Origin of the sequence: Amycolatopsis sp. NPDC006131 (assembly GCF_040614175.1) — a bacterium.
Taxonomy (GTDB): Bacteria; Actinomycetota; Actinomycetes; order Mycobacteriales; family Pseudonocardiaceae; genus Amycolatopsis_E; species Amycolatopsis_E tucumanensis.
On sequence record NZ_JBEXTX010000027.1, the window covers coordinates 46,834 to 67,569 of the forward strand.

The 20,736-nt window shown below is 71.6% G+C and carries 18 protein-coding genes; 3 read left to right on the top strand and 15 right to left on the bottom strand.

All coding sequences use genetic code 11. The features are described from left to right. The 8 genes from mutM to rsmD all read right to left on the bottom strand — a co-directional run bounded on the left by mutM (position 1) and on the right by rsmD (position 5,100). Positions 1-864 (bottom strand): bifunctional DNA-formamidopyrimidine glycosylase/DNA-(apurinic or apyrimidinic site) lyase, encoded by an 864-nt coding sequence (gene mutM, locus ABZ215_RS16775; protein ID WP_237336369.1) that lies wholly within the window; start codon positions 862-864, stop codon positions 1-3. A 173-nt stretch (positions 865-1,037) separates the two neighbouring features. Next, positions 1,038-1,778, bottom strand: coding sequence for a ribonuclease III (gene rnc / locus ABZ215_RS16780; RefSeq protein ID WP_084506093.1), 741 nt, complete (start codon positions 1,776-1,778; stop codon positions 1,038-1,040). 14 nt (positions 1,779-1,792) lie between these two features. Further along, on the bottom strand, positions 1,793-1,975 hold the full coding sequence (gene rpmF / locus ABZ215_RS16785; RefSeq protein WP_017987516.1) for a 50S ribosomal protein L32: 183 nt from the start codon (positions 1,973-1,975) through the stop codon (positions 1,793-1,795). A gap of 76 nt (positions 1,976-2,051) precedes the next feature. Continuing rightward, positions 2,052-2,639 carry a YceD family protein gene (locus ABZ215_RS16790; protein WP_020418093.1) on the bottom strand — a complete coding sequence of 196 codons (588 nt, stop codon included), beginning with the start codon at positions 2,637-2,639 and terminating at the stop codon, positions 2,052-2,054. Positions 2,640-2,689: 50 nt separating this feature from the next. Further along, positions 2,690-3,412 (bottom strand): DivIVA domain-containing protein, encoded by a 723-nt coding sequence (locus tag ABZ215_RS16795; protein ID WP_020418092.1) that lies wholly within the window; start codon positions 3,410-3,412, stop codon positions 2,690-2,692. A gap of 106 nt (positions 3,413-3,518) precedes the next feature. Next, positions 3,519-3,941 (bottom strand): ribonuclease, encoded by a 423-nt coding sequence (locus ABZ215_RS16800; RefSeq protein WP_354950202.1) that lies wholly within the window; start codon positions 3,939-3,941, stop codon positions 3,519-3,521. 83 nt (positions 3,942-4,024) lie between these two features. After that, positions 4,025-4,507 carry a pantetheine-phosphate adenylyltransferase gene (gene coaD / locus ABZ215_RS16805; RefSeq protein ID WP_020418090.1) on the bottom strand — a complete coding sequence of 161 codons (483 nt, stop codon included), beginning with the start codon at positions 4,505-4,507 and terminating at the stop codon, positions 4,025-4,027. A gap of 20 nt (positions 4,508-4,527) precedes the next feature. Next, positions 4,528-5,100, bottom strand: a complete 573-nt coding sequence (rsmD, locus tag ABZ215_RS16810; RefSeq protein ID WP_354950203.1) for a 16S rRNA (guanine(966)-N(2))-methyltransferase RsmD — start codon at positions 5,098-5,100, stop codon at positions 4,528-4,530. A 118-nt stretch (positions 5,101-5,218) separates the two neighbouring features. On the opposite strand from rsmD, the gene ABZ215_RS16815 reads away from it, so the two are divergent. Then, complete coding sequence (locus ABZ215_RS16815; RefSeq protein WP_354950204.1) at positions 5,219-7,348, top strand: ATP-binding domain-containing protein; 2,130 nt, start codon at positions 5,219-5,221, stop codon at positions 7,346-7,348. A 113-nt stretch (positions 7,349-7,461) separates the two neighbouring features. Continuing rightward, a complete protein-coding gene (locus ABZ215_RS16820; RefSeq protein ID WP_354950205.1) occupies positions 7,462-8,397 on the top strand; it encodes a glutamate ABC transporter substrate-binding protein in 936 nt (311 codons plus the stop codon). A 35-nt stretch (positions 8,398-8,432) separates the two neighbouring features. Here the strand turns inward: ABZ215_RS16820 and ABZ215_RS16825 are convergent, their stop codons facing one another. Beyond that, the gene (locus ABZ215_RS16825; RefSeq protein ID WP_354950206.1) at positions 8,433-8,627 is read right to left on the bottom strand and encodes a hypothetical protein; all 195 of its coding nucleotides are present in this window, start codon (positions 8,625-8,627) and stop codon (positions 8,433-8,435) included. Between the two features lie 323 nt (positions 8,628-8,950). Here ABZ215_RS16825 and ABZ215_RS16830 point away from each other — a divergent pair, with 323 nt between their 5' ends. After that, the gene (locus tag ABZ215_RS16830; protein ID WP_020418085.1) at positions 8,951-9,940 is read left to right on the top strand and encodes an LLM class flavin-dependent oxidoreductase; all 990 of its coding nucleotides are present in this window, start codon (positions 8,951-8,953) and stop codon (positions 9,938-9,940) included. Here the strand turns inward: ABZ215_RS16830 and ABZ215_RS16835 are convergent. The 6 genes from ABZ215_RS16835 to ABZ215_RS16860 all read right to left on the bottom strand — a co-directional run bounded on the left by ABZ215_RS16835 (position 9,937) and on the right by ABZ215_RS16860 (position 20,614). Then, the gene (locus ABZ215_RS16835; protein WP_354950207.1) at positions 9,937-11,220 is read right to left on the bottom strand and encodes a cyclopropane-fatty-acyl-phospholipid synthase family protein; all 1,284 of its coding nucleotides are present in this window, start codon (positions 11,218-11,220) and stop codon (positions 9,937-9,939) included. The two genes, ABZ215_RS16830 and ABZ215_RS16835, sit on opposite strands and share 4 nt — an antisense overlap. A 39-nt stretch (positions 11,221-11,259) precedes the next feature. Next, entirely contained in the window at positions 11,260-12,063 is an 804-nt protein-coding gene (locus ABZ215_RS16840) for an arginase family protein (protein ID WP_237336377.1), read from the bottom strand. A gap of 43 nt (positions 12,064-12,106) precedes the next feature. Next, entirely contained in the window at positions 12,107-15,481 is a 3,375-nt protein-coding gene (locus ABZ215_RS16845) for a pyruvate carboxylase (RefSeq protein ID WP_020418082.1), read from the bottom strand. A 394-nt stretch (positions 15,482-15,875) separates the two neighbouring features. Next, on the bottom strand, positions 15,876-16,811 hold the full coding sequence (locus tag ABZ215_RS16850; protein WP_020418081.1) for a S8 family peptidase: 936 nt from the start codon (positions 16,809-16,811) through the stop codon (positions 15,876-15,878). 58 nt (positions 16,812-16,869) lie between these two features. After that, on the bottom strand, positions 16,870-19,023 hold the full coding sequence (gene recG / locus ABZ215_RS16855) for an ATP-dependent DNA helicase RecG (protein WP_354950208.1): 2,154 nt from the start codon (positions 19,021-19,023) through the stop codon (positions 16,870-16,872). A gap of 4 nt (positions 19,024-19,027) precedes the next feature. Continuing rightward, entirely contained in the window at positions 19,028-20,614 is a 1,587-nt protein-coding gene (locus tag ABZ215_RS16860) for a DAK2 domain-containing protein (RefSeq protein ID WP_354950209.1), read from the bottom strand. Positions 20,615-20,736 lie beyond the last annotated feature (122 nt).

Below are 20,736 nucleotides of genomic sequence, written 5' to 3' on the forward strand. Positions count from 1 at the left end.
TCAGGAGGAGCGGCGCGGCCGGGGCTGGCAGCGCGGGCAGAAGTAGGACGACCGGTTCATGAACGGCTCGCGGCGGATGGGCGTGCCGCAGCGGCGGCAGGGGCGGTCGCCCTGGCCGTAGACGTTCAGCGAGCGGTCGAAGTAGCCGGACTGGCCGTTGACGTTGACGTACAGCGCGTCGAACGACGTGCCGCCGGCCTGGAGCGCCTCGTTCATCACCTCGGTAGCCGCTTCGAGGACGGCCGCGCCCTGGGCGCGGGTGAGCTTCTCGGTGGGGCGGGCCCAGTGCAGCCGGGCGCGCCAGAGGGACTCGTCGGCGTAGATGTTGCCGACCCCGGACACGAGCGTCTGGTCGAGCAGGGCGCGCTTGATCTCGGTGCGGCGGGAGCGCAGGGCCTTGACCGCCTGGGCCGGGTCGAACGCCGGGTCCATCGGGTCGCGGGCGATGTGCGCGATCGGCGCGGGCAGGAGCGTGCCGTCGGAGGTGACGAGATCGGCCAGCGCGAGCCCGCCGAACGTCCGCTGGTCGACGAACCGCAGCTCGGGGCCGCCGTCGTCGAACCGGATGCGGACGCGCAGGTGCTTCTCGTCGGGGGCGCCCTCGGGCTGCACGAGCATCTGGCCGCTCATGCCCAGGTGCGCGAGGATCGCTTCCTTGTCCGACAGCTCCAGCCACAGGTACTTGCCACGCCGCCGCGCCGCCTCGACGCGCGCCCCGGCGAGCCTTCCGGTGAAATCCTCGGGGCCCAGCTCGTGGCGGCGGATCGCGCGGGGGTGCAGCACCTCGACACGAGCGATCCCGCGGCCCGCCACGTGGGCCTGCAGCCCGCGGCGCACCACTTCTACTTCGGGAAGCTCCGGCACCACACCACCCTATCCACGACCCCCGACAATTCCCGACGTCCGACCGGGTCGCATGACGACGACACACTGTGACGACAGGCCTTCCCATGGAACGCCGAACCCGCACGAGATATGCCGGGAACGACGAAGCCGGGCCGCTGCACCAACGGCAGCGACCCGGCTTCGCACGAGATCTACTCCGAGCCCTCCGGCTTCAGCTCCTCGGAAAGAGCCCGCCAAGCGGTCTCGGCGGCCTTCTGCTCGGCTTCCTTCTTCGTGGTGCCGTTGCCGTTGCCGAAGTCGCGGCCGGCGACCAGCACCGTGGCGCTGAACTCCTTGCGGTGGTCCGGCCCGGTGTCCTCCACCTTGTACTCCGGCACACCCAGCCCAGCCGACGCGGTCAGCTCCTGCAGGCTCGTCTTCCAGTCCAGCCCGGCACCGCGCAGCGGCGCCTCCGCCAGCAGCGCGTCGAACAGCCGGTGCACCAGCTCGCGAGCCGCGTCGATGCCGTGCGCGAGGTACGCCGCACCGATCACGGCCTCCAGACCGTCGGCGAGGATGCTCGCCTTGTCACGGCCACCGGTGAGCTCCTCGCCCTTGCCGAGGAGCAGGTGCGCGCCGAGCCCACCGGGACCCAGCCCCCGCGCGACCCCGGCCAGGGCGTGCATGTTTACCACACTGGCCCGCAGCTTCGCGAGCTGCCCCTCCGGCAGCTCGGGGTGCGTGCGGTACAGGTGGTCGGTGACGACCAGACCGAGCACGGCGTCACCGAGGAACTCGAGCCGCTCGTTCGGCGGCAACCCACCGTTCTCGTAGGCATACGAGCGGTGGGTGAGCGCCAGCGTGAGCAGCTCGGCGTCGAGTTCGACGCCGAGCGCTTCGAGCAACGGTTTCGGGTCGGCGGCCGGCCCTCCCGATCTCGACCTGCCCCCCATACTGGTCAGCGACCTCAGGCGGGCTCGACGACCTGACGACCGTCGTACTGGCCGCAGGTCGGGCAGGCCACGTGCTGCGGCTTCGGCTGCCGGCAGGCCCGGTTCTGGCAGGGCACCAGCTGCACGGGCGTCGCCTTCCACTGCGCACGACGGTGGCGCGTGTTGGAGCGCGACATCTTCCGCTTCGGGACGGCCACGACTGAATCTCCTCATCCACGGTTCGCTCACGCGGGCGCGAGCGTGCTTACTCAGGTGCTTACGAGCTGATGCTCGTCAGGCTTGCCGGCCGGGCCCGCCGGAGGACGAGTCGTCGAAACGCTCGACCAGCGCGGCCCACCGAGGGTCTATCGTCTCATGCCCGTGTCCGGGCTCGAGATCGGCCCACTTCCCGCCGCAATCGGGGCACAGCCCCGGGCAGTCCTCGCGGCACAGCGGGACCTGCGGCAGCGCCAGCACGACGGCGTCGCGGACCAGCGGTTCGAGGTCGATCCGGTCGTCGACGAGGCGCATGACCTCGTCCTCGTCGGTCGTCTCGTCCGTGGTCGAGTCGGGGTAGGCGAACAGCTCGGTGAGCTCGACCTCGACCTCGTCGTCGATCGGGTCGAGGCAGCGGGAGCAGGCGCCGGTGGTCCGCACCGCGGCGGAGCCGGTGACCAGCACGCCCTCGACCACCGACTCGAGCAGCAGGTCCAGCTCGACCTCGGCGCCCTTCGGCACCACGATCACATCGGGCACGCCCCACTCGACGGCGGTGGGCGCCGTGCGCTGGATGGTCCGGCTCAGGCCGGCGCGCCGGCCCAGCTCACGGGTGTCGACGACCCACGGGTTGCGGGCGTCGGAAGAGTCATTGTGCTGAGACATGGGTCCGTTGAGTAGGGGGCGGAAGGCAACCCCACCACTCTACGCCGCGATCAGGGCTGGAAGTCGTACAGGGGCGTGGGGCGCTGGCCGAGGCTCGACGGGCCGCGCAGGTGGTTGCGGCCGGAGTCGACCGTCCGGAGCGTGGTGGACAGCAGCTCGGAGAACTCGGCGAGCTTGCCGTCGACGTAGGCGTCGCAGTCGGCGCGCTGCCGGTCGGCCTCGGCGTGGGCCTCGTCCACGATGCGCGCGGACTCGGCGTGCGCGGCCTGCACGACCTCGGTCTGGGACACCAGCCGGGACTGCTCGTGGCGGCCGTCCTCGACGGCGCGCTCGTAGGCGTCGCGACCGGCCTGCATCATGCGCTCGGCTTCGGCGCGGGCCCGCTCGGTCAGGTTGTGGTACTCGGCCTGGCCCGCGGCGATCATCCGCTCGGCCTCCGCGCGCGCGTCGGCCATGACCTGCTCGGCGCGCGCCTGCGCGTCGGCGATCATGCGCTCGGCCTCGGCGGCGGCCTCGGAGGTGACCCGCTCGGCCTCGGCGTTGGCGTCGCCCACGGTCGTCTCGGCCTGGTGGCGCGCCTTGTTGATCAGCTCGTCGCGCTGGTCGAGCACGTCCTGCGCGTCGTCGACCTCGCGGGGCAGCGCGTCGCGCACGTCGTCGAGCAGTTCGAGGACGTCCCCGCGGGGAACCACGCAGCTGGACGTCATCGGCACCCCGCGTGCCTCTTCCACGATCGTGACGAGCTCGTCCAGCGCCTCGAACACCCGGTACACAGCGACTCCCTAGGTGGCCTTTCCCCATCCGGCTTGACCACAAGTCTGCCCGTTTCTCCGGGGAAAGGGGGGAACGCTGCGTCACCGGGCGTGTCAAGGGGAACCGTCAGGAATTCACGTCCACCAGGTCGAAGCTCGCGTAGTGGTCGCCGGTGTAGAAGTACTCCCCCGCCGAGCCGGTGACGATGCGGCGCGCGCCGCGGTCGTCGCTGCCGGGCGTCTCCACGGTGTACTCGTGGTAGTAGCCGCTCGCGCAGGCGGGCAGCAGCCCCTCGCGGTTCTGGAAGACCGTCCCGTCCTGCTCGTACGGGTACGGGCCGCCCTGCTGGATCAGCTCGTAGGTGTCGGTGGCCTCGGCGGGCAGCGAGGACAGCGCGACCACCGTGAAGCCGGAGGTGTCGCCACACTCGGCCTGAGCGGTGGACAGCGGCGCGGCCGAGGCGGGAGCGGTCGGCCCGAACCCGGTGAACAACGTGAGGACGACCGCGAGCAGCGCACCGGCCACCCGGGACTTCGTGATGTTGGTCATTTTCGGACCGTAGCCCGAACGCGTTACCCGTAGGGGGCCGTCAGGTGAACGAGCCCGAAGTCCCGACGAAAGTCGTCGCCCGATCAGGCGCGTTCGGCGAGTTTCGCGGTGAGCCGCTCGAAGACCACGTCCGGCACCAGGTTCTTCACGTCGCCGCCGTAGGTGGCGACCTCCTTGACCAGCGAGCTGGACACGAAGCCGTAGGCCGGGTTGTTCGACATCAGCAGGGTCTCGACGCCGGAGAGCTCCCGGTTCATCTGCGCCATCTGCAGCTCGTAGTCGAAGTCGCTGACCGAGCGCAGACCCTTGGCGATCGCCGCGATGTCGTGCTGCCTGCAGTAGTCCACGAGCAGCCCGTGCCACGAATCGACGCGGACGTTGGGCAGGTGCGCGGTGATCTCGCGCAGCATGTCCAGCCGCTCCTCGATGGTGAACATGCCCTTCTTGGACTTGTTGATCATGACCGCGACCACGACCTCGTCGAACAGCTTCGCCGCCCGCTCGATGATGTCGAGGTGGCCGTTGGTCACCGGGTCGTAGGAGCCTGGACACACCGCACGCCGCATGTGGCGGACGCTATCAAGCTCTACCCGCCGTGGCGCGGTGAAGTGACGTACTCCGCCCAGTACAAGGCCGTGTCGCCGTAGCGCGAGGTGCGCAGCGGCGCGAACCCGGCGGGCCAGTCCGGTTCGCCGTCGCGCAGCGCCCGCTCGACGATCACCAGCCCGTCCTCGGCGATCCACCCGCCAGCGCCCAGCGCGGCCAGCACCGCGCCGATCTTCTCCGCGCCCACCGAGTAGGGCGGATCGGCCAGCACGAGGTGGAACGGCTCGTCGGCGGGCTGCGCCAGCACCGTCTCGACCGGGCCGGAGCGCACCGAACCGCCCAGCCCGAGCGCGCTCACGTTGGCTTTGAGGACCTGCACCGCACGCCGGTCGGACTCGACGAACACCGCGTCCGCCGCGCCCCGCGAGAGCGCCTCCAGCCCCAGCGCGCCGGAACCGGCGTAGAGGTCGAGCACCCGCGCGTCGGTCAGCTCGCCCGCCGCCTCCAGCGCGTTGAACAACGCCTCCCGCACGCGCTCGGACGTCGGCCGCGTGCCCTGCGCCGGCACCTTGAGCCGCCGCCCGCTCGCCGCCCCGGCCACGATCCTCGTCACAGCCCCATCATCGCGCTGTGTTCTGCGCGGTGTTTTGCCCAGGACCCGGTGAACGGCCCGCGGGGCACGCGTAGAGTCAATCTTCCTGTTGCCGGCGAGTGAGCTGTAGGAGCGCTGCGTGTCGGAACCTCGGGTCAGACGGGCCGAGATCGCCATCGAACAACACCACGTGGACCGCGTCTACACCCGGCTCGCCGAACTCCGGGCGCAGGCGGAGGCGATGCGTGCCAAGGGCTACGAGATCGGCCACGGCGCCCAGCGCGAAGCCGTTTTCGAGCAGGCCTCGATGCTGTTCGAGCGCGACATGATGGTCCACCACGCGACCCAGACGCTGCAGACCCTGGACGCCGAGTACGAGGGCCTGGTCTTCGGACGGCTCGACCACACCACCGGCGAGAAGATCTACGTCGGCCGCCTCGGCATCCGCGACGCCGAGTTCGACAACCTCGTGACCGACTGGCGCGCCCCGGCCGCCGCCGCGTTCTACCAGGCCACCGCCGAGGAGCCGATGGACGTGGTGCGCCGCCGCGTCATCCGCTGCTCCGGGCAGACCGTGCTCGACGTGGACGACGACGTGCTGATCCCGGACGCGGTCGGCGACGACATGCAGGTGGTCGGCGAGGGCGCGCTGATGGCGGCGCTGGGCCGGTCGCGCGGCGACAAGATGCGCGACATCGTCGCGACCATCCAGAAGGAACAGGACGAGGTCATCCGGGCGCCGTGGCGCGGTGTCACGGAAATCACCGGCGGCCCCGGCACCGGCAAGACCGCCGTGGCGCTGCACCGCGCGGCCTACCTGCTGTACCGGTACCGCCGCCAGCTCGGCGGGGCCGGGGTGCTGGTGGTCGGGCCGTCCGGGGTCTTCACGAACTACATCTCGCGCGTGCTGCCGTCGATGGGCGAGACGAACGTCGAGCTGCGCGCGCTGGGCGCGGTGCTCGACGGCATCAGCACCGACCGGCAGGACCCGGCGCCGCTCGCCGCGATCAAGGGCTCGCTGCGGATGCGCAAGGTGCTGGCGAAGGCGCTGCGGGACACGCCGCCGGACGTGCCCGACGAGATGCGGATCGTCTACAAGGGCGACGTCCTCAAGCTCAACCGCAAGGAGCTGGAGAAGGTCCGCCGCAAGGTGCACGGCCACGGCGGGCCGCCGAACCGCTCGCGCGTGCGGGCGGCCGAGGCGCTGCTGGAGGCGCTGGCCGACCGGGCCGAGGAGAACGCGCGCGCCGACGGCCGCTCGATCGAGCGCGCCGAGGTGATCCACGACCTCGGCGAGCGGATCGACTTCCACCGCTTCCTGGTCGTGTGGTGGCCGGTGCTGTACCCGGGCGAGATCCTGCGGTGGCTGGGCGATCCGCGGCGCCTGACCAAGGCGGCGCGCGGTGTGCTGACCCCGGCCGAGGTCGACCTGCTGGCCGCCTCGTTCGCCGACCCCGAGCGGGAGTGGACGGTCGCCGACGTGGCGTTGCTGGACGAGCTGCGCGTGCTGGTCGGCCCGCCGCCCAAGCGCCGTCGCCGGGCGCAGCAGATCGAGCTGGACGCGGCGCCGCCGGAGCGCGGGTCGCAGGGCAAGCCGCACCGGCCGGAGCACTACGACGAGTACTCGCACATCGTGGTCGACGAGTCGCAGGACCTCTCGCCGATGCAGTGGCGGATGGTCGGCAGGCGCGGCAAGTACGCCAGCTGGACGGTGGTCGGCGACCCGGTGCAGAGCTCGTGGCCGGATCCGGAGGAGGCCGCGCAGGCCCGGACGCAGGTGTTCGGCGCGCGCACCCCGGTCCGCCGCTACACGCTGCGCACCAACTACCGGAACTCGGCGGAGATCTTCGACCTGGCCGCCCGCGTGGTCGCCGGGCACGCGGCCGAGGGCGAGCTGCCACGCGCGGTCCGGACCACCGGGATCGAGCCGGACGTGCGGCTGGTCGAGCGCGGCAGCGTGGAGAGCGCGGTGCCGGCGGCGGCGAAGGAGCTGCTGGACGCGGTCGAGGGCACGGTCGGCGTGGTGTGCGCCATGGACCGCGTCGCCGAGGTCGGCGCGTGGGTGCGGGGGCAGGCGGACGAACGGCTCAAGGTCGTCGGCAGCCTGGACGCCAAGGGCCTGGAGTACGACGCCGTCGTGCTGGTCGAGCCGACCGAGCTGATCACCGAGTCGCTCACCGGGCGGCGCGTGCTCTACGTCGCGCTGACCCGCGCGACGCAGCAGCTGACGGTCGTGGCCTCCGACGACGAGTGGCTGCCTGCGGAATAAATCACGAAAAACGCAACGCCTTCGTTAGCCCCCGCCATTTCCCGGGCAATTACCATGCACGGCGAGACCGATCGTCTCTTCGTGGTGTCACGGGACTGTGGATGGAGCACCTCATGGCAGGTTGGGTGCGTGCTGCGCGCCGTACGGCGGCCTCGATCGGCCTCGCCGCGGCGTTGCTCACGACGGGCGTCGCCTGTACGGGCGGCGACGACGCGAGCACGGGCGGCGAGATTTCGGCTGGTCAGGGCGTCATCGGCGAAGCGCCGGTAGCGAGCGACGCGGATCTGGCGGCCAGTCCGACGGCGCAGGCCATCAAGGCCCGCGGCACGCTGGTCATCGGCGGCGACGAGAACCTGCCCCTGCTGTCGCAGCGGAATCCGATCACCGGAAGCACCGACGGATTCGACGCGACACTTGGAAAAATGCTCGCGAAATACATCATCGGCAGGCCGAACGTCAACATCGTGACGACCACACCGGAAACCCGGGAAGCGATGCTGAAAACGGGCACGGTGGACGCGGTGATCAGGATCTACACGATCACCGCGGAGCGGGCGCAACGGGTCGCGTTCGCCGGGCCGTACCTGCTGTCCGGGCAGGCGATCGCCACCCTCAAGGGCACCACCGGCATCGACGACCCCGGCGACCTCAACGGCAAGACCGTCCTCGCGGTCGCCGGGACCACCAGCGTCGCGGCGATCCAGCAGCGCGCGCCGGGCGCGAAGATCACCACGTTCGGCACCGCCGAGGAGTGCGTGCAGGCGCTGGAGCAGGGCAAGGGCGACGCGTACGTGCACGACCTGACCGTGCTGGCCGGCGAGGCGCAACTGGACTCGAAGCTGCAGATCAGCGGGCAGCCGTTCACCAGCGAGCCGTACGGCATCGGCCTCAAGCTCGACGACGACTCCTTCAAGCGGTTCGTCAACGAGTGGCTGCGCAAGATCGAAGCCGCCGGGCTGTGGCAGCGGGCCTGGCAGGAGACGCTGGGCACGGTCGTGACCGGCGGCGTACCGTCCCCGCCCGCGATCGGCTCGGTCCCCGGCTCGTAGCACGCACCCACGCATCGGGACGACCCCGACGGTGTTCAACCGCGCCGCCGTCCGGCGGGGCGATTGAACACCATCGGGCGCAGCCCCTCCTGGTGCTCGATCCGCACCGTCCGCCCCGCGAACGGCCGCAGCGCGTCGAGCAGGTAGCGCGCCTGGTGGATGGCGCTCAGCCGGCCGCCGGAGACGCTCGCCTTGCCCACCTGCTCCGATCCCCCCGCTGTGCGGGTCACTTGTCGGCTCCACATGCGCGCGCCGGTGAAGATCGGCAACGCGTCCTCCCGCGACGCCGCGCTCGCCACCGCCCTGCGCAGAGTGAGGCCCGCCATTGAACCCGCGGCAGGCGTGGGGAAGCGACCCCGGGGTGCCCAGGACAGCGCGTGCGAGCCGGAGCGTGCGATCCGATGTCACCGCGGGGATGCGAAGCCCGGCCGTGGTAAGCGCGCGGCCCTGGGATCTTCTGTTCCCTGCCACGCCCGGCGGTGTCTGCTGACCATCGCCGAGGGGTGGGACAAAACCGGGAAGAGCCGCGGCCAGGGCCGCGTTGGACGTTGCCGTGAAGCCTCTGTCCGATGTCGCGTTGTCCGTGCTGGACCTGTCCCCCATCCCGAGCGGCGCAGACGCGCGCACCGCGCTCCGCGGGTCCGTCGAGCTGGCCCGGCACGCCGAGCGGCTCGGCTACCGCCGGTTCTGGGTGGCCGAGCACCACAACATGCCCGGCGTGGCGAGCTCGGCGACGACCGTCCTGATGAGCCACGTCGCGGCGGCCACCGAGACCATCCGCGTCGGTTCCGGCGGCATCATGCTGCCCAACCACGCGCCGCTCGTGGTGGCCGAGCAGTTCGGGATGCTGGAGGCCTTCCACCCCGGCCGCATCGACCTCGGCATCGGCCGCGCCCCCGGCACCGACCAGCGCACGGCGCTCGCGCTGCGCCGGTCCCCGCAGGCGCTCGGCGCGGACGACTTCCCGGAGCAGCTGACCGAGCTGATGGGCTACTTCGACGGCGCGGGCGCGGTGCGCGCGGTGCCGAGGTACAAGCCGCCGGTGTGGCTGCTCGGGTCGAGCGGGTTCAGCGCGCGGCTGGCCGGCTCGCTCGGGTTGCCGTTCGCGTTCGCCCACCACTTCAGCGCGCGCAACACGATCCCGGCGGTCGAGCTGTACCGCGAGTCGTTCCGGCCGTCGGAGGCGCTGTCCGAGCCCTACGTGATGCTCGGCGCGGCGGTGATCTGCGCGGACACCGACGAGCAGGCGCGGTGGCTGGCCGGGCCGAGCGGCCTGCAGTTCCTGCAGCTGCGCCGCGGCAACCCGATCCCGCTGCCGTCACCCGAGGAGGCCGCCGAGTACCCGTACTCGGACATCGACCGGCACTTCGTGGACGAGCGCCTCGGCACGACGATCCACGGCTCGCCGTCGACCGTCCGGAAGGGCCTGGAGACGCTGGTCGCGGACACCGGCGCCGACGAGATCATGATCACCACGATGGTCCACGGCGAGGCCGACCGCCTGCGCTCCTACGAGCTGGTGGCCGGCCTCGCCCGCGACTAGGACAGCCAGGCGCTGCGCACCGGCGGCATCCCGCTGCCGCCGCGCGCCGTCGGCTTCACGGCGAGGATCTGGTTCACCCCGATCGCGCCGCTTTCGAAGCTCAGCGCGCACGCGGCCATGTACAGCCGCCACACGCGGGCCCGTCCGGCGCCGTTCAGGCGAACGGCTTCGTCCCAGTTCGCCTCCAGGTTGGCGACCCACGCGCGCAACGTGCGCCCGTAGTGCTCGCGCAGCGCCTCGACGTCACGCACCTCGAAGCCGGCCTCTTCGAGCGCGCCGGCCATCACGCTGACCGGCTCCAGCTCGCCGTCCGGGAAGACGTACCGGTCGATGAACGACGTCTTCTGGTCGCGCGGCGGCACCGACGGGTGCCGCGAGATGGCGTGGTTGAGCAGCCGTCCCTCCGGGCGCAGCAGCTCGAACAGCGATTTCGCGTACACCGGCAGCATCGACGCGCCCACGTGCTCGGCCATTCCGATGCTGGAGATCGCGTCGTACGGCCCGTCGGACACCTCGCGGTAGTCCTGCACCCGGATCTCCACCAGGTCCGACAGCCCCTCCTCGGCGACCCGCTTGCGGGCGAAGTCGGCCTGCGCCTGCGACAGCGTGACGCCGACCGCGTGCGCGCCGTACTCCTTGGCCGCGTGGATGACGAACGTGCCCCAGCCGCAGCCGACGTCGAGCACTCGCATGCCTTCGCGCAACCCGAGCTTGCGCGCGACCAGGTCGACCTTCGCGGTCTGCGCCTGCTCCAGCGTGGTCTCCGGCTTCGCCCACACCGCACACGAGTACGTCATGGACGGCCCGAGCACCAGCGCGTAGAAGTCGTTGCCGACGTCGTAGTGGTGCGAGATGGCGGCCGCGTCGCGGCGCCGGGAGTGCATGCGCCCGGCGAGCTTGATCTCCTCGGGCGGCGGCTTCGGCGGGAACCCGACGATGCCCAGCTTCAGCGCCGCTTTCGCGAGGTCGCGGCGCAGTGACCACGTCAGGTCCACGTCGAAGTCGACGTCGTAGACCAGGTCGTGCAGCCGTTCCAGGGCTTCCACGAACGGCCCCTCGACGTCGAGCTCGCCCGCGACGTGCGCCCGCGAGACGCCGAGTTCGTTGGGCGCCCACAGCAGCCGGCGCAGCGCCCGGCGGTGCCTGATGTGCAGGACCGGCGCGTCCGGCGGGCCGGTTTCACTGCCGTCCCAGCAACGAATCCGGATCGGGACAACCTGGCCGAGCGCCGTGTGCAGGAGTTCACCAACGGCGCCGGCGACTCCGCCTGCGCTACCCACGAACCTCATTCAAGCACGCGCCGCGCGAAATCGCTTGTATTAGCGAAGTAATTCACCAATGGTGTGCAGCACGGGTGCCAGAATCGCCAGTTCCTCCCGTTTGCCGGAAACGCATTCGGTGACGCCCGCGCCCACGACCTCGAACTCCGCGAGCGCGCGCAGCCCGTCGACGAGCTGCGTCACGCTCATCCCATCGGGTTCCGGGTAGTCCATTCCGGCGAACGCGGACGGGTCCAGAACGTCGAGATCAACATGGACGTACAGCCGTTCGATACCGGCATCGCGGACTTCCGCGACAATCCGCGACGGTTCTCCCGTAACCAGCCGGACCCGGCCCGCCTCGATTTCGTCCCGTTCCGCCGGGTCCAACGCCCGGGCGCCGACGAGCACCGCGCGGCCCGGCTCCAGCGCGGGCGCGGCCGCGAACGCGGGATCGCCGTCGCCCAGCAGCGACCGCAGGACCATCCCGTGGAAGGCGCCCGACGGTGAACTGGCCGGGGTGTTGAGGTCGGCGTGCGCGTCGAACCACACCACGCCGAACCGCTCACCGTGCCGGGCGCGGGCGGCGGCGACCGGCACCAGGTCGGCCGCGCAGTCCCCGCCGACGGTGAGCACCGGGCCGTCGGCGAGCGCTTCGGCGTGCCGCTTCTTGTTGTCCAGCAACGCTTCCCGGTTCGCGACGCCCTCCACGACGGGTGTTTCGCCCGCCTCCAAACGCACCTCGCGCACCGGTGCCCCGAGAACCTCCGCCGCGAACGCGGAAAGGGCCCGGCACCCCGCGGGCAGATCGCCCGCCCGGGGTGTCCGGGCCCCTTGCCACTGCGGCACCGCTTGGATCAGCACGGCGCCGACCCTAACGACGGCACGGGTGCCGCCGCACGCGGTTTTACTCCAGCACGATCAGGAGGTCGCCGCCCTCGACCTGCTGGACCGAGTTGATCGCCAGGCGGGCGACCTTCCCGGACTCGGACGCGGTGATCGCGGCCTCCATCTTCATCGCCTCGATGGTCGCCACCGTGGCGCCCGCGGCGACCTCGTCGCCTTCGGCCACCGACAGCGTGACCACACCCGCGAACGGCGCGGCGACCTGCTTCGGGTCGGACTTGTCGGCCTTCTCCGCGGCGGGCAGGTCCGCGGCCACCGACCGGTCGCGCACCTGGATCGGGCGCAGCTGGCCGTTCAGCGTGGCCATCACGGTCCGCATGCCGCGCTCGTCGGCCTCGCCGACCGCTTCCAGCTCGAACAGCAGCCGCACGCCGGGCTCCAGGTCGACGGCGTACTCCTCGCCCGGGCGCAGACCGTAGAAGAAGTCCTTGCTGGGCAGCACGCTGGTGTCGCCGTAGGCGCGGCGGTGCTCCTCGAACTCCTTGGTCGGCCCGGGGAACAGCAGGCGGTTCAGCGTCGCGCGACGGTCCTTGGCCAGCCCCTCGCGGTCCTCGGCGGACAGCTCGGCGACCGGCTTGGGCTCGGCGCGGCCCTCCAGCGCCTTGGTGCGGAACGGCTCCGGCCAGCCGCCGGGCGGGTCGCCCAGCTCGCCGCGCAGGAACCCGATCACCGAGTCCGGGATGTCGTAGCGGTTCGGCTCGGCCTCGAACTTCTCCGGCTCGACACCGGCGCCGACCAGGTGCAGCGCGAGGTCGCCGACCACCTTGGACGACGGCGTGACCTTGACCAGGTGGCCCAGGATCTTATCGGCCGCCGCGTACATCGCCTCGATCTCCTCGAAGCGGTCGCCAAGGCCCAGCGCCTTCGCCTGCGTGCGCAGGTTGGACAGCTGGCCGCCGGGGATCTCGTGGTCGTACACGCGGCCGGTCGGCGAGGCCAGGCCCGCCTCGAACGGCGCGTAGATCTTGCGCACGATCTCCCAGTACGGCTCCAGGTCGCCGACCGCGCGCAGGCTCAGCCCGGACGGCCGCGCCGAGTGGTCGGTGGCCGCGACGATCGCCGACAGCGACGGCTGCGAGGTGGTCCCGGCCATCGACGCGACCGCGCCGTCGACCGCGTCCGCACCCGCGTTGATCGCCGCGAGGTAGGTGCCCAGCTGACCACCCGCGGTGTCGTGGGTGTGGATGTGCACCGGGAGGTCGAACTCCTTGCGCAGCGCGGAAACCAGCTTCTCCGCGGCGGGCGCGCGCAGCAGGCCGGCCATGTCCTTGATCGCCAGGACGTGCGCCCCGGCGCCGACGATCTGCTCGGCCAGCTTGAGGTAGTAGTCCAGCGTGTACAGCTTCTCGCCGGGGTCGGACAGGTCCGAGGTGTAGCAGAGCGCCACCTCGGCGACGGCCTTCCCGGTCTCCCGCACGGCCTCGATGGCCGGGCGCATCTGCTCGACGTCGTTGAGGGCGTCGAAGATGCGGAAGATGTCGATGCCGGTGTTGGTGGCCTCCTCGACGAAGGCGTTGGTCACCTCGGTCGGGTACGGCGTGTAGCCGACGGTGTTGCGGCCGCGCAGCAGCATCTGCAGACAGATGTTCGGCACCGCTTCACGCAGCTGCGCCAGCCGCTCCCACGGGTCCTCGGCGAGGAACCGCAGCGCGACGTCGTAGGTCGCGCCGCCCCAGCACTCCAGCGACAGCAGCTGCGGCAGGGTGTGCGCCACGACCGGCGCGACGGCCAGCAGGTCCTTGGTGCGCACGCGGGTCGCGAGGAGCGACTGGTGCGCGTCGCGGAACGTCGTGTCCGTGACACCCAGCGTCGGCGACTCCCGCAGCCAGCGGGCGAACCCCTCCGGGCCCAGCTCGGTCAGCTTCTGCTTCGACCCGGCCTGCGGCTCGCCCGAGGGCAGCGACGGCAGCTTCGTCGTCGGGTCGATCAGCCGCGGGCGTTCGCCGTGCGGCTTGTTGACCGTCACGTCGGCGAGGTAGGTCAGCAGGCGCGTGCCGCGGTCGGCCGAGTGCCGCGCGGTCAGCAGGTGCGGGCGCTCCTCGATGAACGAGGTGGTGACGCGCCCGGCCGCGAAGTCCGGGTCGTCCAGCACGGCCTGCAGGAACGGGATGTTCGTGGAAACGCCGCGGATGCGGAACTCCGCGAGGGCACGGCGGGCGCGGCCCACCGCGGTCTTGAAGTCGCGGCCGCGGCAGGTGAGCTTCACCAGCATCGAGTCGAAGTGCGCGCTGATCTCGGTGCCAGCGAACGCGGTGCCGCCGTCGAGGCGGATGCCGGAGCCGCCGGGCGAGCGGTAGGCGCTGATCATGCCGGTGTCCGGGCGGAACCCGTTGGCCGGGTCCTCGGTGGTGATGCGGCACTGCATGGCCGCGCCACGCAGGTAGACCTTCTCCTGGGACAGGCCGAGGTCCGCCAGGGTCTCGCCGGCGGCGATGCGCAGCTGCGACTGCACCAGGTCGACGTCGGTGACCTCCTCGGTCACCGTGTGCTCGACCTGGATGCGCGGGTTCATCTCGATGAAGACGTGGTTGCCGTCCTTGTCGAGCAGGAACTCGACGGTGCCCGCGTTGCGATAGCCGATCTTGCGGGCGAATGCGACGGCGTCGTTGCAGATGCGGTCGCGCAGCTCGGGGTCGAGGTTCGGCGCCGGGGCCAGCTCAATGACCTTCTGGTGCCGCCGCTGCACCGAGCAGTCGCGCTCGAAGAGGTGGATGACGTTGCCCGCGCCGTCGGCGAGGATCTGGACCTCGATGTGCCGCGGGTCGACGACAGCCTTTTCGAGGAACACGGTGGGGTCGCCGAAGGCCGATTCGGCCTCGCGCATCGCGGCCTCGACCGACTCACGCAGGTGCGCGGGGTCGTTGACGCGGCGCATCCCGCGGCCGCCACCACCGGCGACGGCCTTGACGAACACGGGGAACCCGATCTCCTCGGCGGCCGCGGTCAGCTCGTCGACGTCGGTCGACGGCTGGGACGAGCCGAGCACCGGCACGCCGGCGTCGCGGGCGGCCGCCACGGCGCGTGCCTTGTTACCCGTCAGTTCCAGGATTTCCGCGCTCGGGCCGACGAAGGTGATGCCGGCTTCCTCGCACGCGCGCGCGAGATCGGGGTTCTCGGACAGGAATCCGTAACCGGGGTAGACCGCGTCCGCGCCGGCTTTCCGCGCGGCGCCGACGATCTCCTCGACGTCGAGATAGGCGCGGACCGGGTGTCCCGGCTCGCCGATCTCGTAGGCTTCGTCGGCCTTCAGACGGTGCAGCGAGTTGCGGTCCTCGTGGGGGAACACCGCCACTGTGCCCGCGCCCAGCTCGTAGCCCGCGCGGAACGCCCGGATGGCGATCTCCCCGCGGTTGGCGACCAGCACCTTGCGAAACATGCCCGGTCCTTCCCTGTTCACGGATCGGTAGTGCTGTGACGTTACCCTGCCGATCCCGCTCGTCGGGAGTTCTGTCCCGGGTGATGGACATCATCCGGGACGTGCGCATGCCGCACAGAAGTACGGGGTATTTCGGCTTTCAGCTCTCCCCGGGGCGGCTACCGGCTCTCGGACCGCTGACGTTCCCGGGCGAGGTGGACGGGCCAACCGCTGCGCGGGAAGCCGCGCGCTGGTCGCGTGAGCACCTGGGCCTGGGCGCCGGGCGTCATGGAAGCCTGGGGGCCCGACCGGATCACCTCTGATCGTGCCGTCGAGTTGCTGCAGGGCCAGATCACCGTCGACGATCTGCCTCCCCGCGATGACGCCGTGGTGGCGCCCCGAACGACGTCGAGACTCAGCCTTCCTGGGCGGACTCATCGAACCGCGTATACAGCAGCCGGTTCGGGGTGCCCTGCGGCAGGCCCGTCAGCACGTCCGGCGTGGAGTTGTTGATCAACGCGTTCACGACCTGCTCGGGCGTGTCGTCGGGGTGTTTTTCCCGGTAGAGCGCGGCCGCGCCGGCGACGAACGCCGCGGCCATCGAGGTGCCCGAGAAGGGCGTCGCCGCGGTGCTGCCGGGCGCCGTCGACGGGACGTCCACCCCGGGCGCGAGCAGGTCGACCCCCAGCCCGAAGTTGGACTTCGGCGCGAAGGCGTCCGTCCGGTCGACCGCGCCGACGGTCAGCAGCTCGGGGATCCGCGCCGGGGACGAGAACGACGAGTCCACTCCCGACCAGCCCGCCGCCGCGACCACCGGCATCACGCCGATCAACCGCCGCACCGCGTTGTCCAGTCCGTCGGACGCCGGGCCGCCGAAACCGATCACCGCGACCGCAGGCTGCTTCGCGTTCTGGGTGACCCAGTCGATGCCCGAGATGATGTTGTTCAGCCGCCCGTTGCCCTTGTCGTCGAGCACCTTGACCGGCACGATCCGCGCGGCCTTCGCGACGCCGAACTCCTTGCCCGCCACGATCCCGGCCATCCGCGTGCCGTCGCCGTTGCCGTCGGCCGGGTTGTCGGTGCCGCCCACGAAGTCCTTGCCCGGGTCGACCCGCCCGGCCAGGTCGGGCAGCGCCGCGTCGACACCGGTGTCGATCACGTACACCGTGACGCCCTCGCCGGTGCTGTCGTAGTGGTACGTCTGGTCAACGGCCTTGTCGCGCTGGTCGATCCGGTCCAGGGCCCAGCTCGGCGGGTTCTGCTGCGCGCCGGGCGCGGCCGAAGCCGGCGCCACGGCGGCGAGGACGAGCAGTGCCGAACCGATGACCGCGCGTAATCCAGTCTTGAGCACGCCTCAGCGTTGCTCCGCTGTGGATCAGGCACAACTCGGGCCGTCGCCCGATCGTGCGTCAGGTCTTCTCCAGGTACTCCGCGCGCTCGGAGTCCACCAGGTCGGACACCATGTGCGCCAGCCCGGGATGCCGCTCCAGCGCCGGGTCGCCGCCCACGATCTCCTGCGCCCGCTCCCGCGCGGCCGCGATCACGTCCTCGTCCCGCAGCAGCGACAGCAGCTTCAGCCCGGACCGCTTGCCGGACTGTGCCGCGCCCAGGATGTCGCCCTCGCGCCGCAGCTCCAGGTCCAACCGGGACAGTTCGAAGCCGTCCGTTGTGGACTCCACCGCGGCCAGCCGCTCCCGCGTCGCCGTGCCGTCCAGCGTCTCGGTGACCAGCAGGCACAACCCGGGCACGCTGCCCCGGCCCACCCGGCCGCGCAGCTGGTGCAGCTGGCTGACCCCGAACCGGTCGGCGTCCATGATCACCATCATCGTCGCGTTCGGGACGTTCACGCCAACCTCGATCACCGTGGTCGCGACCAGCACGTCCAGCTTGCCCGCGGCGAACGCGCGCATCACGGCGTCCTTCTCGTCGGGCGGCATCCGGCCGTGCAGGATCCCGAGCCGCAGCTCCGACAGCGGACCGTTCTCCAGCTCGGCGGCGACGTCGAGCACCGCCAGCGGCGGGCGGCGGTCGCTGTTGTTCGACGCGGGCTCGTCGCCGATCCGCGGGCACACCACGTAGGCCTGGTGTCCCTTGCGGACCTCCTCGACCAGCCGCTGCCAGGCGCGGTCCAGCCACGCCGGCTTCTCCGCCACCGGCACGACGCTCGTCTTGATCGGCGACCGGCCGACCGGCATGTGCCGCAGCGCGGAGGTCTCCAGGTCGCCGTACACCGTCATCGCGACCGTGCGCGGGATCGGCGTGGCGGTCATGACCAGCACGTGCGGGCTGCCGCCGTTGGCCGCGCGGGAGCGCAGCGCGTCCCGCTGCTCGACACCGAACCGGTGCTGCTCGTCGACCACCACGAGCCCGAGGTCGGCGAACGACACCGTGTCCTGGATCAGCGCGTGCGTGCCGACGACGATCCCGGCCGCGCCGCTCGCGGTGTCCAGCAGCGCCTGCTTGCGTTCCTTCGTCGACATCGACCCGGTCAGCAGCGTCACCTTCGTCGCGTTCTCCGCCGCGCCCAGCTCTCCCGCCTGGCCGAGGTCGCCGAGCATCTCGCGCAGCGACCGGGCGTGCTGCGCGGCGAGCACCTCGGTGGGCGCCAGCATCGCGGCCTGCCGGCCGGAGTCGACCACCTGGAGCATCGCCCGCAGCGCCACGACCGTCTTGCCGCTGCCGACCTCGCCCTGCAGCAACCGGTTCATCGGGTGCTCGCCGGACAGGTCGGCGGCGATGTCCTCGCCCACCGCGCGCTGGCCTTCGGTCAGCTCGAACGGCAGCCGTTGGTCGAAGGCGTCGAGCAGGCCGTCCTTCGTGCGCGCGCAGGCGGGCGCCGGCCGCGACACCGCGGAGAACCGGCGCTGCGCGAAGATCAGCTGCACCGCCATGGCCTCGTCCCACTTCAGCCGCTCCCGCGCGGCCTCCAGCGCGTCGTGGTCCTTGGGGCGGTGGATGTTGTGCAGCGCGTCGAACAGGTCCATCAGGCCGCGGCTGTCGAGCAGCTCGCGCGGCATCGGGTCCTCTTCGCGTTCCAGCGTGTCGAGCACCTGGCGGACGCACCGCGCGATCGACCACGACGGCATCCCGGCCGCCGCCGGGTAGACCGGGATGATCGCGCCGACGAAGTCGTCCATCGCGCTGTCGTCGTCGCCGTCGAGCATCTGGTACTCGGGGTTGGCCAGCTGCAGCGTGTTGCGGAACGCGGTGACCTTGCCCGCGAACAACCCGGTGCGACCCAGCCGCAGCTGCCGCTCGTGCTGGTGCGGGCGGCCGAAGAACGCGCACGACAGCCGTCGCTGGCCGTCGGTGATGACCAGCTCCAGGATGTGCCCCGGCTTGTTGCGCATGCGGCGCAGGTTGACCTTCTCGACGCGCGCCATCACGGTCGCGTGCTCGCCGATCTCCAGACCGGCGATGTTCGTCAGCTCGCCGCGTTCGGCGTACCGGCGCGGGTAGTGCCGCAGCAGGTCGGCGACGGTGTGGATGTCCAGCGACTCGGCGAGCGCCTTCGCGGTCTTGGCGCCCAGCAGCGGGGGCAGCTTGTCACGCAGTCCGGTCACGCGTTCACTCCACACCGATCAGCAGCACGGCATCGGCCTGGCCGCCGGGGTAATCCACGAACTCCACCTCCGGTCGCTCGGCCCGCAACCGCTCCCGCAGCTCGCCGGTCAGGCCGGACGGCGCCGCGGTGCCGGTCAGCACGGTGACCAGCTCGCCGCCGACGGCCAGCATCCGGTTCAGCACGCCCATCGCGGCCTCGGCGGGCTCGGCGCCTGCCGGTTCGACGAGCACGACCTCGCCGTCGACGAAGCCGATCAGGTCACCGGCGTGGGCCAGTCCCACCCAGGTTATCGACTCCTCGGCGGCGACCACGAGCTCGCCACGCCGGGTCGCCGCGGCGGCCTCGGCCATGGCCACGACGTCGTCGTTCGCGCGGCGTCCGGCGTCGTGCACGGCCAGCGCGGACAGCACCTGGACCGGGGACGCGCACGGGATGACCACCACGTCCCGGTCGCCGATCATCGGGTGGCCGGCGGCGTCGTCGGCGGCCCTGGTCAGGCTCTCCCCGCCGGCGAGGACGGTGATGTGACCGGCCGCGCGCTCGGTGATCAGGCCGAGCATCTCCTCGACGCTCGGCGTGGCGTGGTCCGGCACCGCGAGCACCGCGAAGCCCTCCTCGCGCAGCAGCTCCGCCAGCTCCTCGCCGTGCACGACCGCGACCACCGCGCGGTCCGGCCCGGACGGTGGCTCGATCGGGGTCGGGGTGATCAGCGGTTCGACGCGGATGCCGCTGGGGCGGCCGGCGCGGAGACCGGCCTCGATGGCGGCGCCGATGTCCGCGCAGTGCACGTGGACCGCGTGTGCCCCGCTGCCGTCCCCGGCCACGGTGACGCTGTCGCCGAGGCCGGACAGCGTGCGGCGCAGGACCGGGACGTCCGCGTCGGCGACGCCTTCCAGCAGGTACATGACCTCCCACGCGTACGGGGCCTGCTCCGCGTCCGGTTCGGTGTGGGCGTGGGCCTCGCAGGAGTGCGAGATCTGGGTCTCGGTGCCGGTGACCACGCCGGCCAGCGCGTCGAAGACCGCGACGAGCCCGCGTGCGCCCGCGTCCACGACCCCGGCCGCGGCCAGGACCGGCAGCTGGTGCGGGGTCTGTTCGAGGGCTTCGGAGGCGGCCTTCGCGGCGATCGCCACGACGTCGGTGAGGTCGCCGGGGTCCGTGACCGCCTGGGCCACGGCCTGCAGGACGCTGAGCATCGTGCCCTGCACCGGGCGCGCGACGGCGTCGGTGGCCGTGCGGTGCGCGTTCGCGAAGGCCTTCGCCAGTGACGGCCCGTCCAGCTCGGGGACGGTGCCCGCGGTTTCGGCGAGCCCGCGGAGGACCTGGGAGAGGATGACCCCGGAGTTGCCGCGCGCGGCGAGGACAGCGCCACGGGCGAGCACGGAGAGTGCCTTGGCCGCACTGTCCGTGTCCGGTTCGGCCGTCAGGCGGGCGTGTGCGCCGGACATCGTGTGCAGCAGGTTGGAGCCGGTGTCGGAGTCGGCGACCGGGTAGACGTTGATGCCGTTGATGGCCGGGCACAGCACTTCCAGGCTGTGCACGCAGGCCGCCGCCCACGCTGTGATGGCATGCTCGTCCAGAGCCCGCACCGCCGACCTCCTCCCTGGTCAGGCCAGGGTAGCGACCCGGTCGCGGGACGGCGAACAGCCGTCGTTTACTATGGTCCGAGTGTCCGGCCCGCGCCGGGCGTGTTTTGTCTTCCCTGATCGTC

Coding starts and splice junctions, on each gene's coding strand:
- coaD (WP_020418090.1), bottom strand. CDS start 4,507: ATGCGGCGTGCGGTGTGTCCAGGCTCCTACGACCCGGTGACCAACGGC.
- ABZ215_RS16845 (WP_020418082.1), bottom strand. CDS start 15,481: ATGTTTCGCAAGGTGCTGGTCGCCAACCGCGGGGAGATCGCCATCCGG.
- ABZ215_RS16800 (WP_354950202.1), bottom strand. CDS start 3,941: ATGACCAACATCACGAAGTCCCGGGTGGCCGGTGCGCTGCTCGCGGTC.
- ABZ215_RS16820 (WP_354950205.1), top strand. CDS start 7,462: ATGGCAGGTTGGGTGCGTGCTGCGCGCCGTACGGCGGCCTCGATCGGC.
- ABZ215_RS16790 (WP_020418093.1), bottom strand. CDS start 2,639: ATGTCTCAGCACAATGACTCTTCCGACGCCCGCAACCCGTGGGTCGTC.
- rnc (WP_084506093.1), bottom strand. CDS start 1,778: ATGGGGGGCAGGTCGAGATCGGGAGGGCCGGCCGCCGACCCGAAACCG.